Source organism: Caballeronia sp. LZ034LL (assembly GCF_031451215.1).
In the GTDB taxonomy this organism is placed as follows: domain Bacteria; phylum Pseudomonadota; class Gammaproteobacteria; order Burkholderiales; family Burkholderiaceae; genus Caballeronia.
Map to the genome: position 1 here is coordinate 717,579 of NZ_JARUXR010000004.1, position 13,652 is coordinate 731,230.

The following is a 13,652-nucleotide window of genomic DNA, read 5'->3' on the forward strand; positions in this document are numbered from 1 at the left end:
CTTGCTAATGGGCAGTGTTTTACACGTTGAACAATCGGCGACTGCATCCAACCCGCTCCTGGCGGGTTTTTTTGTGCTGTGCGGCAGTGCGAGGCTACCGATGGCACAATCGCACGCAACCAAGCGAGAAGGAGCAATGGTGGCGCACTTGGACTTGGACAATCCGTTTCTCGAAGCGCTGGGCGCGACGTTCAGCGAATGGCGCGCGGGTTACGCCGAGTTCCTGATGCCGATACACGCCGGACATCTGAACCGGCAACGCATTCTGCAGGGCGGCGCGATCGCTACGCTGCTCGATGCCGCATGCGGATATGCCGGCCTCTTCACGACCGGCGCCGAACCCGTGCATGGCTTCACGCTTTCGCTGACGGTGAACTATCTGGACCGGGGCGTCGGCGACAAGGTGGTGGCCAAGGGTTTTCTGGAACGTCAGGGACGCTCGGTGTATTTCGCCCGCGGCGAGGCGTGGGTCGACGGTCGCGTGATGATCGCGAGCGCGCAAGGCACCTTCAAATACGCCCGCTAGGCGCACCCATCCGGCGATGGCCCTCAAGAATCTCCTCCGACGCCTCGATCTCACGACCTTGCAACTCTTCCTCGCGGTCCATGAGGAAGGCACCCTCACGCGCGCGGCCGAACGCGAGGCGATTGCGGTGTCGGCGGCCAGCAAGCGGCTGCTCGAACTGGAACAAGCCGTCGGCGCCGTGCTGTTCGAGCGCAAGGCGCGCGGCATGGCGCTCACGCCCGCCGGCGAGACGCTGCTGCATCACGCGCGCCGCGTGTTGCGCGATGTCGAGAACATCGGCATCGAACTGGCGGAACATGCGAGCGGCGTGCGCGGCTACGTGCGCATGATGGCCAATCTCTCGGCGATCGTGGAGTTCCTGCCGGAAGACCTGCGCGCGTTTCTCTCGATGCACGACCAGATCAAGATCGATCTGGAAGAGCGGCCGAGCGGCGGCATCATCGAGGGCGTGGCGGACAGTCTCGTCGATCTCGGTATCTGTTCCGGCGACGCCGATACCCGCGGCCTCGACACCGTGCATTACCGGCACGACCGGCTCGTCATCGTGACGCCGCTGACGCATCCGTTGACGAAAAGCGAACGCGTGAGCTTCGCCGATACCCTCGACTTCGATCACATCGGCCTCCATTCAGCGAGTTCGATCAACATGCGCACGCATCTGGCCGCGCGCCAGGCGGGCCGCGCGTTGCGGCTGCGCATCCACGTGCCGGGCTTCGACGCTGTGTGCCGCATGGTGCAGGCCGGCATGGGCGTGGGCGTGCTGCCCTTGCACGTGTTCGAGGCGATCGGGCGGCAACTCGGCCTTGCCGCCGTCGCGCTCGATGAGGAATGGGCCGCGCGCAGTCTCGTGATCGTCGTGCGCGATGCAGACGCGCTGTCGCCCGTCAGCCGTCTTCTGTTCGATCACTTGCGTACGGTCGAAGCGTCTTCCGGCTCGCCCGTCTAGCTTTCAAGAAGCCCCCGAGCGTTCGCGTTTCGCGAACGATCCTTGCCGAAATGCGGTTGGACGCCCCTGAGCGTTCGCCAATAAGCTTGTCTCTATCAAATGAAAATCAGGAGACGAGCAGCATGAGCGGACCTCTTCAAGGCATCCGGGTCATCGAAATCGGCACGTTGATCGCCGCGCCCTTCGCGGCGCGCATGCTGGCCGAATTCGGTGCGGAAGTCATCAAGATCGAGACGCCCAATGGCGGCGACCCGCTGCGCAAATGGCGCAAGCTTCACGAGGGCACGTCGCTCTGGTGGTATCTGCAATCGCGCAACAAGAAGTCGGTCTGCGTGAACCTCAAGTCGCCGGACGGCGCGGAAGTCATCAAGCGTCTCGCGAAGGACGCGGACATCGTCATCGAAAACATGCGCCCCGGCGCGCTCGAAAAGCTCGGCCTCGGCTGGGACGTGCTGCACGCAATCAATCCGAAGCTGACGATGGTGCGCATCTCCGGCTATGGCCAGACGGGTCCATATCGGGACCGCCCGGGGTTCGGGGCGATTGGCGAGGCGATGGGCGGCATCCGCTACACGACCGGCGATGCGGAAGGACTGCCGGCGCGTGTCGGCGTGAGCCTCGGCGATTCGCTGGCTTCGCTGCATGGCGTGATCGGCGCCCTGATGTCGGTGTTGCGCGTCAAGACCGGACAGGGCGACGGACAGGTGGTCGATGTATCGCTCGTCGAAAGCGTCTTCAACCTGATGGAAAGCCTGGTGCCGGAATACGACCTGCTCGGCCATGTGCGCGAACGCAGCGGCGGCGCACTGCCGGGCATCGCGCCGTCGAATACGTATCGGACGGAAGAGGGCGGCTTCGTCGTGATCGCGGGCAATAGCGATCCGATCTACAAGCGCCTGATGCATGTGATCGGCCGGCCTGATCTCGCCGACGACCCCGCGCTCGCCCGCAACGACGGCCGCGTTCGTCACAGCGCGATGCTCGACGAAGCCATCACGGCGTGGACCACGCATCACTCGATGGACGACGTGCTCGCCACGCTCGAGCGGGAAGAAGTGCCCGCAGGCCGCATCTATTCGGTCGCGGACATCGTCAACGATGCGCACTACCAAGCCCGCGACATGCTGCTGAACGCGAACCTGCCGGGCGGGGCGTCGGTGAAGATGCCCGGAATCGTGCCGAAGCTCTCCGAAACCCCGGGCGAAATACGCTGGCAAGGTCCGGCGCTGGGTGAACACACGCAAGCGGTGCTGGAGTCGCTCGGCTTCGATGCCGGCGAGGTCGAACATCTGCGCGCGGAAGGAGCGGTTCAATGAATTTTGCATACAAGGAACCACTGATCGTCCAGGAAGTGGCGCCGCGCGACGGCTTGCAGATCGAGAAACAATGGGTCGACACGGCGGACAAGATCGCGCTGATCGATGCGCTTGCCGCGTGCGGCTTCACGCGGATCGAGGCGGGCTCGTTCGTGTCGCCGAAGGCGATTCCGGCGTTGCGCGACGGCGAAGCGGTGTTCAACGGCATCGCCCGCAAGGAGGGGGTGATCTACGTCGCGCTGGTGCCCAACGTGAAGGGCGCGGAGCGCGCGCTCGCGGCCCGGGCGAACGAACTCAATCTCGTGATGTCGGCGAGCCAGACGCACAACCGCGCCAACATGCGCATGAGCTGCGAAGACTCGCTCGCGGGCTTCGGCGATATCGTGCGGCTCGTGCAGGGCGCGTCGGCGCCGGTCTCGCTGAACGCGACGGTTGCGACGGCGTTCGGCTGTCCGTTCGAAGGCCGGGTGGATGAAGACCGCGTGGTGTCGATTGCGCGGACCTATCGTGAGATGGGCATCGCCGGCATCACGCTCGCCGACACCACCGGCATGGCGAATCCGCGTCAGGTTGCGAGGCTCGTCGAACGCGTGCTTGCCGACGTGCCCGCCGCCGACCTCACGCTGCATTTCCACAATACGCGCGGACTCGGGCTCGCCAATGTGCTTGCTGCTTACCACGCTGGCGCCCGCCGTTTCGATGCGGCGCTGGGCGGTCTTGGCGGCTGTCCGTTCGCGCCTGGTGCGTCCGGAAACATCTGCACAGAAGACCTCGTGAACCTGTGCGATGAGACGGGCATTCCCGCGGGGATCGATCTTGCGCAACTGATTCGCTTGTCGCGCACGCTGCCTGGGCTGGTCGGTCACGAGGTGCCGGGGCAGGTCGCGAAGGCGGGACGCAACTGCGATCTGCATCCGGTACCCGAATACGTGCGGGCCATCTGAAACACCCCATCACAACAAGACTGGAGACAATCATGAGCGACCTGAGCGTCAACGCGGCCGACGAGCCGCATTCCCTCGCCAATACATCGGACATCATTCGCAAGGTGGCATGGCGGCTGATGCCGCTCATCATGCTGTGCTATTTCTTCGCGTTCTTCGATCGCATCAATATCAGCTTCGCGAAGTTCCAGATGCAGAGTTCGCTGGGCCTGTCCGATACCGCTTATGGTCTCGGCGCCAGCCTTTTCGTGATTGGCTACGTGCTGTTCGAAGTGCCCAGCAACATGCTGCTCTACAAGGTGGGCGCGCGCCGCTGGATCGCGCGCATCATGATTTCGTGGGGTATCGCGACGGCGCTCATGGTCTTCGTGCAGACGGAATGGCAGTTCTACGGACTGCGCTTCATCATCGGCGCGATGGAAGCGGGCTTCGCGCCCGGCGTGCTGTACTACCTGACGCTATGGTTCCCGGCGAGCTATCGCGGCCGCATTACTTCGATGCTGTTTCTCGCGTCGGCATTTTCGGGCTTGTTCGGCGCGCCGCTCTCGGGACTCGTGCTTGGGCATTTGAACGGGGTGGCTGGCATTGCGGGCTGGCACTGGCTGTTTTTGCTTGGCGGCATGCCGTGCGTCCTGCTGGGCATTCTCGTGCTGAAGGTGCTGAAGGATCGTGTCGATGATGCAGCATGGCTCAGCAGCGCCGAGAAGACCTGTCTGAAGAGCCAGATCTCGACACAGAGCCAGCACACGGATACGGGTCATTCGCTGTTCGGCGCGATCAGGACGCCCGGTTTTCTGATGCTCGGCCTGATCTACTTCCTGATTCAGATCGCTTCATACGGGCTCAACTTCTGGGCGCCGCACCTGATTCGCGCGGCGGGCACGCAGAACCCGACGATCATCGGTTTGCTCACGGCAGTGCCGTACATCTGCGGCGCGATCTGCATGGTGGTGGTCGGCCGCATGTCGGATCGCTCGGGCGAACGCCGCAAGTTCGTCGCGATCCTGCTGGTCATGGCGGCCGTGGGGTTCTTCGCTGCGGGCATCTTTGACAAGCAGACGGGTTTGCTGATCGCCGCGCTGGGCGTGATGGGCGCAGGCGTGATCGCGTCGATCCCGGCGTTCTGGGCGCTGCCGCCGAAGCTTCTGACCGGCGCAGGCGCGGCCGGCGGTATCGCGTTGATCAATACGCTGGGGCAAGTTGGCGGTATCGTGAGCCCGGTGATGGTCGGCCGCATTCGCGACACGATGGGCAGCACGACGCCCGCGCTATATGCGATCGGTGCGATGAGTGTGCTGTGCGCGCTGTTGTTGCTGTTCGGATTGCCGCAGTCGCTGCGGCAGCGGGATCATGCGGAAGAGGGTGGAGGTGTTCGGGGGTAAGGTCTAGCCGTTGCTGCGTGAGGCGGGCAGCGGAGATTCGATGCGGCGGGTGATATGCCTGCCGCTTTGGGCTTTTGATAGTGCATTTGGCGTTTTGAATGCGTTCGACCAGATGGCATTTCGCATGCCGCATGCAGAATGTCGCGAGATGAGCCAAGAGCGGCGCGCGGCGAATAGGTGATCCGTCTTGCCGGAATACCGAGAATGAAGGGCACATTGCGCGTTGCTCGGCAAACCGGTTGAAGGTTCATACATTTTGCGTTTTGCATGCATTAGGCCAAATGGCATTACACATGCCGCATGCAAAATGCCACAGAACACGGCGAACCGAACGCGATAGGCGGATCCAAACCTGCAAGACGCAACACAAGCGCCACCTCATTCTTCCCCCACCAACCTCCTGCAATGCCGCGCGATCTGCCGTTCCTCCTGAGTCGCGACCACGCGATGCGCCGCCCCCAGAAACCCGAGCCCTTCAAGCACCTGCGAACGCACCGCGTCGCTGTGCTCCCCGATCCCCCCGCTGAACACAATCAGATCGACGCCGCCCAGCAACGCCGCATACGCGCCGATGGTCTTGCGCACTGCCGTGCAAAACACATCGACGGCCAGCGACGCATCCGCATCACCCTGCGCGCGGCGTGCCAGCAACCCTTGCATGTCGTCGTCCGATTCCGACAACGCCTTCATTCCGCCGCGCCGGTTCACCAGCGTTTCGATGCCGTCGGCATCGAGGGAGGCATGGCGCAGCAGATGAATCAGCACGCCGGGATCAAGATCGCCGCTGCGCGTGGCCATCGGAATCCCGCCGGCCGGCGTCATGCCCATCGACGTATCGACGGAGCGCCCGTCCTTCAGCGCACACAGACTCGCGCCGCTGCCGAGATGGGCGATGACCGTGCGCGCCGGCAGGTCCGCGCCCAGCTCGCCGACGATGGACTCGTAAGACAGCCCATGAAACCCATACCGCACGACACCCCGCTCCGCATACTCGCGCGGCAGCGCAAAGCGCGTCGCCCGCTCGGGCAGCGTGCGGTGAAACGCGGTATCGAAGCAGGCGAAGTGAGGCACATCGGCGAAGATGCGCTGCGCCTCGTCGATCAGCGCCAGCGCCGGCGGCAGGTGCAGCGGCGCGAACGGCACCGCGTCTTGCAGCGTGTGCTTCACGTCATCGGTGATGCGGCAATGATCGCGCAGCCGCGGTCCGCCATGCACGACACGATGTCCGACGCCCACGAGCGGCGCATCCAGATGCTCGGCGAGTGCGTCGGCAACGCGTTTCAGCGCATCGTGCTGCGACTCCATCACATGATCCTGCGCGACATCGATTTGGCCGTCCGACGACTTGATCGACCATGAACCGTTGTCCCGCCCGATGCCTTTCGCGCTGCCCGAGAGCCATGCGTGCTCGTCGCCGTCGCGTGGGGTGAACACGCCGAACTTGAGCGACGACGAGCCGCTGTTGAGCACCAGAATGCCTTCGTTCATGGCATCAGCCCTTCCAGGTCCAGTCGCGGATCTCGTCGCGATCGATGCCTTCCTCATGCGCATACCGCACGCTCTCGATGATCTCGTTCCTCAGCCACTCCTTCGTATGCGCGCTGCTTTCGGCGATGCGCGGCACGCGGTCGATCACATCGATGGCAAGCGTGAAGCGGTCCACGCCGTTGATGATCGCCAGCTCGAACGGCGTGTTGATGTTGCCGCGCTCGCGATAGCCATGCACATGCATGTTCTCGTGATTGGTGCGGTTGTAGGTGAGCTTGTGCACCAGCGTCGGATAGGAATGGAAGTTGAAGATGACCGGCTTGTCGCGCGTGAAGAGGGAGTCGAAATCACGATCGGAGAGACCATGCGGATGATCGGTATCCGGCATGAGCCTGAACAGATCGACCACGTTGACGAAACGAATCTTCAGATCGGGGCAGTTGGCTTTCAGGATCTCCACCGCGGCGAGCGCTTCCATGGTCGCGATATCGCCCGCGCACGCAACCACCACATCGGGCTCCGCACCCTGATCGGTCGAGGCCCAGTCCCAGATGCCGATGCCCTTCGCGCAGTGCACGATCGCATCCTGCATGTTCAAGTATTGCAGATGCGGCTGCTTGTCCGCGACGATCACGTTCACATAATCATGCGTACGCAGGCAATGATCCGCGACGCTCAAAAGACAATTGGCGTCAGGCGGCAGATAGATGCGGACCACGCCCGGGCTCTTGTTGGTGACGACATCGAGAAAGCCCGGGTCCTGATGCGTGAAGCCGTTGTGATCCTGTCGCCATACGAGCGACGTGATGAGCAGGTTGATCGACGGTATGGGCTTGCGCCAGTCGAGCTCGTTCTTGGCCTTCTCCAGCCACTTCGCGTGCTGGTTGAACATCGAATCGATCACGTGCACGAACGCTTCATACGTCGCGAACAGGCCGTGTCTCCCGGTCAGCACATAGCCTTCGAACCAGCCTTCCAGCGTGTGTTCCGAGAGCATCTCCATCACGCGTCCGTCGATGGACAGCGCGCCGCCATCGGCATCCTCCGGCAGCGTTTCGGCGAGCCAGCGCTTGCCCGAGACTTCATACACGCCGTCGAGCTTGTTGCTCGCCGTTTCATCCGGACCGAACAGACGGAAGCTCGTCATGTTGCGGCGAATCACGTCGCGCAGGAAGGTGGCGAGCACCATCGTCGGCGATTGATACGTGTTTGCTGCCCGCTTGAATTGGAACGCGTACTCGCGAATGTCGGGCAGATCCAGCGACTGGCGCTGCAAGCCGCCGTTCGCGTGCGGATTCGCGCTGATGCGCCGCATGCCTTCGGGCGCCAGCGCGCGCAGTGATTCGATCAGCCGGCCATCTTCATCGAAGAGTTCTTCCGGCTTGTAACTGCGCAGCCATTCTTCCAGCAATGCAAGGTTACGGTGATTGCTTGCCGGATCGGCGATCGGCACCTGATGCGAGCGCCAGAAGTCCTCGACCTTGTGCCCGTTGACCTCCTTCGGCCCGGTCCAGCCTTTTGGCGTGCGCAGGACGATCATCGGCCAGCGCGGCCGCGTCACATTGCCGGGATTCGCGCGCGCGTTCGCCTGGATGGCGCGGATATCGGCGATGCAGCGTTCCAGCGTCGCCGCCATGCGCTGATGCATCTGCTCAGGCTCGTGTCCTTCGACGAAATGCGGCTCGTAACCATAGCCCTTGAACAGCGCGGCGAGTTCGTCGTGCGGAATGCGCGCGAGGATGGTCGGATTGGCAATCTTGTAGCCGTTGAGATGCAGGATCGGCAGCACGGCGCCGTCCGTGGCCGGATTGAGGAACTTGTTCGAATGCCAGGACGTGGCGAGCGGGCCGGTCTCCGCCTCGCCGTCACCGACCACGGTGGCGACGATCAGATCCGGATTGTCGAACGCCGCGCCGAACGAATGCGACAGGCTGTAGCCCAGCTCGCCGCCTTCGTGAATCGATCCAGGCGTCTCCGGCGTGCAATGGGAGCCAATGCCGCCCGGCGAAGAAAACGCGCGAAACAATTTCAGCATGCCGCGTTCGTCGGTGCTGCGATCGGGATAGATTTCCGAGTAATGGCCTTCGAGGTAGGAATTGGACAGCGTCGCGGGCGCGCCATGGCCTGGGCCCGACACGAACAGGATGTTGAGGTCGTCGCGTTTGATCAGGCGATTCAGATGCACCCACACGAACGATTGTCCCGGATCGGAGCCCCAGTGCCCGAGCAGACGCCGCTTGATGTGCTCCGGTTGCAGGCGTTCGCGCAGCAGCGGATTGGCGCGCAGATAGATCATGCCGACCGAAAGATAGTTGCACGCCCGCCAGTACGCATCGATGCGTGCGAGGAGATCAGGGGCAAGAGGCGTCTCGAGGGCGGTCGGGGTGACGTCGTCGTTCAATGGCTTCTCCTTGCAGGTGGGATGAGGGGTCGAACGTCGTGCGTTCGGTTTGGCGCAAGATCGGGTCCCGCGCGTGTCTCCATGCTCAGGCGCGTTCGTGGCGCTGGTTTGACGATCAGGTATCGGAAGACATCATAGAGCGGTCGGCGCGATCGGGCAGCGGAGGCGACAATCCACCGCGGGGCTTGTCTTCCGCCTGCGCGCACGCATATTCAGGGCTCCCGCGCCGTTTCGAAAGCGCCCCTAGAATAGCCGGATGCCCCGACAATCCCCTCCCGCGAGCGACGCCCTGCAAGGCTTTCATCCGGCCGTCGCCGGCTGGTTCCGCGCACGCTTCGCCTCGCCGACGCCCGCCCAGGCGCGCGCCTGGCCGCTGGTGCAGGCGCGCCGCTCGACACTCGTTGCCGCGCCCACGGGCTCGGGCAAGACGCTCACCGCGTTCCTGGCCGCACTCGATGAACTCGTCCGCGACGGCATCGCCGCCGGTGGCGTGTTGCCGGACGAGACGCGGGTCGTCTATGTGTCGCCGCTGAAGGCGCTGTCCAATGACATTCGCGTGAATCTGGAAGAGCCGCTCGCGGGCATCGCGCAGGCCTTGCGTGAATCGGGCACGGCGGCGCCGGAGATTCGCGCCGCCGTGCGCACCGGCGACACCACCCAGCAGGAGCGCAATGCGGTCAGGAAGCGTCCGCCGCACATCCTCGTCACCACGCCGGAATCGCTTTACGTACTGCTTTCGTCGGATTCGGGACGCGCGATGCTGTCCACCACGCGCACCGTGATCGTCGATGAAATTCACGCTGTGGCGGGCAGCAAGCGCGGCTCGCACCTGAGCCTGTCGCTTGCGCGGCTCGACGCGCTGTGCGAGGAAGCAGGCCATCAGCGTCCGGTGCGCATCGGTCTCTCAGCCACGCAGAAGCCCATCGAGCGCGTGGCGCGGTTTCTCGTCGGTGGAAACGAGCCGTGCGAGATCGTCGATGTCGGGCATGTCCGCGCGCGCGACCTTGCGCTCGATTTGCCGCCGATCCCGCTTGAAGCCGTCATGTCCAACGATACGTGGGAGCGCGTCTACGACCGTCTCGCGGATCTCTCGGCGCAACAACGCACGACGCTCGTCTTCGTCAACACGCGCCGCATGGCCGAGCGCGCGGCGCGCCATCTCACCGACCGTCTCGGCAAGGACGCTGTCGCGGCGCATCACGGCAGCCTCGCGCGCGAGCAGCGGCTGGTCGCCGAACAACGCCTCAAGCGCGGCGAGTTGCGTGTGCTGATCGCAACGGCGTCGCTGGAACTGGGCATCGATATCGGCGATGTCGATCTCGTCTGCCAGCTCGGCTCACCGGGTTCGATCGGTGCGTTCCTGCAGCGCGTCGGGCGCTCGGGGCATCACGTGGGCGGCATGCCGAAAGGGCGGCTGTTCCCGACTTCGCGCGACGACCTGATCGAATGCGCGGCCTTGCTCGATTGCGTGCGACGCGGCGAACTCGATGCGCTGAAGATCCCGCGCGCGCCCCTCGACGTGCTCGCGCAGCAGATCACCGCCGAAGTCTCGTGCCGCGAATGGAGCGAGGACGCGCTGTACGAGCGCATCACGCAGGCGTTTCCGTACGCGGACCTGGCGCGCAGCCGCTACGACGCCGTGCTGCGCACGCTCGCGGAAGGCTATACGGGACGACAGGGCGTGCGTGCGGCCTATGTGCATCGCGACTCGGTAAGCCGGACGCTGCGCGGACGGCGCGGCGGCAAGCTGACTGCCGTGACCTCGGGCGGCGCGATCCCCGATAACGCCGATTTCGCGGTGCTGCTGGAGCCGCAAGGCTTGCAGATCGGCACCGTGAATGAAGACTTCGCCGTTGAAAGTCTCGCGGGCGATGTCTTCCAGCTCGGCAACACGTCGTACCGGATCGTGCGCGTGGAGGGCGGGCGTGTGCGCGTGGAGAACGCCAACGGGCAGCCTCCGAACATTCCGTTCTGGCTCGGCGAAGCGCCTGGGCGCAGCGACGAGCTGTCGCATGCGATCGCGCGCATGCGTGCGGGCATCGATACGCAACTGGCGCAGGACGGCGGCATCGAAGCGGTCATCGCGTGGCTGGCGGAGGAGAGCGGTATCGGCGGCGAGGCGGCGCGGCAGATCGTCGACTACCTGGCGCGTGCCCGCGCCGCGCTCACCGTGTTGCCGACGCAGGAGACGCTCGTCATGGAGCGCTTCTTCGACGAATCCGGCGGCACGCAGCTCGTGATCCACGCGCCGTTCGGCAGCCGCGTAAATCGCGCGTGGGGCCTCGCGCTGCGCAAGCGCTTCTGCCGCACCTTCAACTTCGAATTGCAGGCTGCGGCGACCGAGGACGCCATCGTGCTCTCGCTGACGGGCAGCCATAGCTTCACGCTCGACGAAGTGTGGCGCTATCTGAAGTCCAGCACAGCCGAGCACGTGCTGATCCAGGCGCTCCTCGATGCGCCGCTGTTCGGCGTGCGCTGGCGCTGGAACGCGACCAATGCGCTCGCGCTGCCGCGCTATGCGGGCGGCCGCAAGGTGGCGCCGCAATTGCAGCGGATGAAGAGCGAGGACCTGCTCGCGGCGGTGTTCCCGGATCAGGTGGCGTGCGCAGAGAACCTGGCGGGCGAACGCGAGGTGCCCGCGCATCCGCTGGTCGAGCAGACGCTCGACGACTGCCTGCACGACGCCATGGACAGCGACGCGTGGCTCGCGTTGCTCGGGCGCATCGAAAGCGGCGCGGTGCGGCTGGTGACGCGCGAATTGCCGGCGCCGTCGCCGCTCGCGGCCGAGATCCTGTCGGCCAAGCCCTATGCATTTCTCGACGACGCCCCGCTCGAAGAGCGCCGCACGCAGGCGGTGCTGGCGCGCCGCTGGACCGATCCGCAATCGGTGGACGATCTGGGTGCGCTCGATCCCGAGGCCATCGAGAGCGTCCGTGCAGAAGCATGGCCCGATGTCACCAGCGCCGACGAAATGCACGAGGCGCTGACGACGCTTGCCTGCATCGCCGAGCGCGAAGCGCAGCGCCATCCGCAATGGCTCGCGTGGCTGGAGACGCTCGCGCGCGGCGGCCGGGCGACGCGGCTGCAGGTCGCGGAACACGACGCGCTGTGGACGCCGGTCGAGCGGCTGGCGTGCCTGCGCGCGGTCTATGAGCACGCGCCGATGCAGCCGTCGTTGCAGCCGCCCGCCGGCTTCGACGAGCCTTGGACCCCCGATGACGCACTCGTCGAGATCGTGCGGGCGCGCCTGTCCGGTTGCGGGCCGCTGACGGTGCCCGACATTGCCCGGCCGCTTGCATTGCCGGCCTCGGCTATCGCGCTGGCACTGACACGGCTGGAGGCTCAGGGCTATGTGATGCGCGGACGCTTCACACCGGGCGCGCAGACCGAGGAATGGTGCGAGCGGCATCTGCTCGCGCGGATTCATCGCTATACGGTGCGGCGGCTGCGGCGCGAGATCGAGCCGGTCGAGCGGCAGGACTTCATGCGCTTCCTGTTCGAATGGCAGCGCGTCGGGGCGGATGCGCGCGGTGCGGGCCGCGACGCGCTCGGCGCCGTGCTGGAGCAACTGGAAGGATTCGAGGCGCCGGCCGTCGCGTGGGAAGACGAGATCCTGCCGGCCCGCATCGGCGATTATTCGGGGCTCTGGCTCGACGAACTCTGCCGCGCCGGCAAGCTCGTCTGGACGCGGCCGGCGGGACGGACGCGCGCGACGGGCGGCCCGGTGCGCGGCACGCCCATCGTGCTGTTGCCGCGGCGCCATCTCGACGCATGGAACGCGCTCCTGTCCGCCGATGAAGCGCCGCAGATGTCGTCGCGCGCGCAGCGCGTGTTCGATGCGTTGAGCACTCACGGCGCCATGTTCTTCGACGAACTCCTCGCCGACGCGCGTCTCCTTCGCACCGAACTCGAGGATGCGCTCGGTGAACTCGTGTCGCTCGGGCTCATAAACGCGGACAGCTTTGCCGGTCTGCGCGCGCTGCTCGCGCCTGCGGCGAAGCGCAACGCCTTCGCACGGCGTCCGCGGCGCGGCGGACTGTTCATCGGCGGAATGGACGACGCCGGGCGCTGGGCGCTGCTGCGTCGCGCCCGCGAAGAAGGCGAGCGCGACGACGCTGCACTCGAACACGTCGCGCTGACTTTGTTGCGTCGCTATGGCGTCGTGTTCTGGCGCCTGCTCGAACGCGAAGCCGGATGGCTGCCGCCCTGGCGCGATCTGCTGCGCGTCTATCACCGGCTGGAAGCGCGCGGCGAGATTCGCGGCGGACGCTTCGTCGCCGGTCTGGCGGGCGAGCAGTTCGCGCTGCCGGAGGCGGTGCCCTTGCTGCGCGACATGCGCCGCCGCGCGCGGGAGGGGGCGTTGGTCGCCCTGTCGGGGGTGGATCCGCTCAATCTGGTCGGTACGCTGCTGCCGGGCGACAAGGTGCCGGCGCTCGCGGGCAATCGGGTGCTGTACCTCGATGGCGTGCCGGCGGGCGCGGTGATCGCGGGCAAGACCCGCTATTTCGGCGAGTTCGACGCCGCGACGCGCGAGCAGGTGCGTCTCGCGCTGGTGAAGCGCACGGCGCGTTCGCTCGCACTGTCGGCGAGCGCGCCGGGCGGCGGTCTGGCGGGCGGGGCCGTGCCGGCGCGTCAGGGATGACGCGCTC

Annotated in this window: 8 protein-coding genes; 6 read left to right on the forward strand and 2 right to left on the reverse strand. The window is 65.4% G+C overall.

What is annotated here, in order from left to right:
• The first annotated feature begins 139 nt into the window (after nucleotides 1-139).
• The 5 genes from QCE83_RS30665 to QCE83_RS30685 all read left to right on the forward strand — a co-directional run bounded on the left by QCE83_RS30665 (nucleotide 140) and on the right by QCE83_RS30685 (nucleotide 5,114).
• Nucleotides 140-526 (forward strand): PaaI family thioesterase, encoded by a 387-nt coding sequence (locus tag QCE83_RS30665; RefSeq protein WP_309821185.1) that lies wholly within the window; start codon nucleotides 140-142, stop codon nucleotides 524-526.
• A 16-nt stretch (nucleotides 527-542) separates the two neighbouring features.
• Nucleotides 543-1,472, forward strand: a complete 930-nt coding sequence (locus QCE83_RS30670) for a LysR family transcriptional regulator (RefSeq protein ID WP_309819986.1) — start codon at nucleotides 543-545, stop codon at nucleotides 1,470-1,472.
• Nucleotides 1,473-1,594: 122 nt separating this feature from the next.
• Nucleotides 1,595-2,788, forward strand: coding sequence for a CaiB/BaiF CoA-transferase family protein (locus QCE83_RS30675; protein WP_309819987.1), 1,194 nt, complete (start codon nucleotides 1,595-1,597; stop codon nucleotides 2,786-2,788).
• Nucleotides 2,785-3,732 carry a hydroxymethylglutaryl-CoA lyase gene (locus QCE83_RS30680; RefSeq protein ID WP_309819989.1) on the forward strand — a complete coding sequence of 316 codons (948 nt, stop codon included), beginning with the start codon at nucleotides 2,785-2,787 and terminating at the stop codon, nucleotides 3,730-3,732. Before QCE83_RS30675 ends, QCE83_RS30680 begins: the two co-directional genes overlap by 4 nt.
• Before the next feature lie 32 nt (nucleotides 3,733-3,764).
• A complete protein-coding gene (locus QCE83_RS30685) occupies nucleotides 3,765-5,114 on the forward strand; it encodes an MFS transporter (RefSeq protein ID WP_309819992.1) in 1,350 nt (449 codons plus the stop codon).
• A gap of 378 nt (nucleotides 5,115-5,492) precedes the next feature.
• On the opposite strand, the gene QCE83_RS30690 is transcribed toward QCE83_RS30685, so the two are convergent.
• Together QCE83_RS30690 and QCE83_RS30695 are read right to left on the reverse strand one after the other, a co-directional pair.
• Nucleotides 5,493-6,602, reverse strand: coding sequence for an acetate/propionate family kinase (locus QCE83_RS30690; RefSeq protein WP_309819994.1), 1,110 nt, complete (start codon nucleotides 6,600-6,602; stop codon nucleotides 5,493-5,495).
• A gap of 4 nt (nucleotides 6,603-6,606) precedes the next feature.
• On the reverse strand, nucleotides 6,607-9,003 hold the full coding sequence (locus tag QCE83_RS30695) for a phosphoketolase family protein (RefSeq protein WP_309819996.1): 2,397 nt from the start codon (nucleotides 9,001-9,003) through the stop codon (nucleotides 6,607-6,609).
• 256 nt (nucleotides 9,004-9,259) lie between these two features.
• On the opposite strand from QCE83_RS30695, the gene QCE83_RS30700 reads away from it, so the two are divergent.
• The gene (locus QCE83_RS30700; RefSeq protein ID WP_309819998.1) at nucleotides 9,260-13,645 is read left to right on the forward strand and encodes a DEAD/DEAH box helicase; all 4,386 of its coding nucleotides are present in this window, start codon (nucleotides 9,260-9,262) and stop codon (nucleotides 13,643-13,645) included.
• Nucleotides 13,646-13,652: the final 7 nt, after the last annotated feature.

Coding starts and splice junctions, on each gene's coding strand:
- QCE83_RS30680 (WP_309819989.1), top strand. CDS start 2,785: ATGAATTTTGCATACAAGGAACCACTGATCGTCCAGGAAGTGGCGCCG.
- QCE83_RS30685 (WP_309819992.1), top strand. CDS start 3,765: ATGAGCGACCTGAGCGTCAACGCGGCCGACGAGCCGCATTCCCTCGCC.
- QCE83_RS30675 (WP_309819987.1), top strand. CDS start 1,595: ATGAGCGGACCTCTTCAAGGCATCCGGGTCATCGAAATCGGCACGTTG.
- QCE83_RS30700 (WP_309819998.1), top strand. CDS start 9,260: ATGCCCCGACAATCCCCTCCCGCGAGCGACGCCCTGCAAGGCTTTCAT.
- QCE83_RS30670 (WP_309819986.1), top strand. CDS start 543: ATGGCCCTCAAGAATCTCCTCCGACGCCTCGATCTCACGACCTTGCAA.
- QCE83_RS30690 (WP_309819994.1), bottom strand. CDS start 6,602: ATGAACGAAGGCATTCTGGTGCTCAACAGCGGCTCGTCGTCGCTCAAG.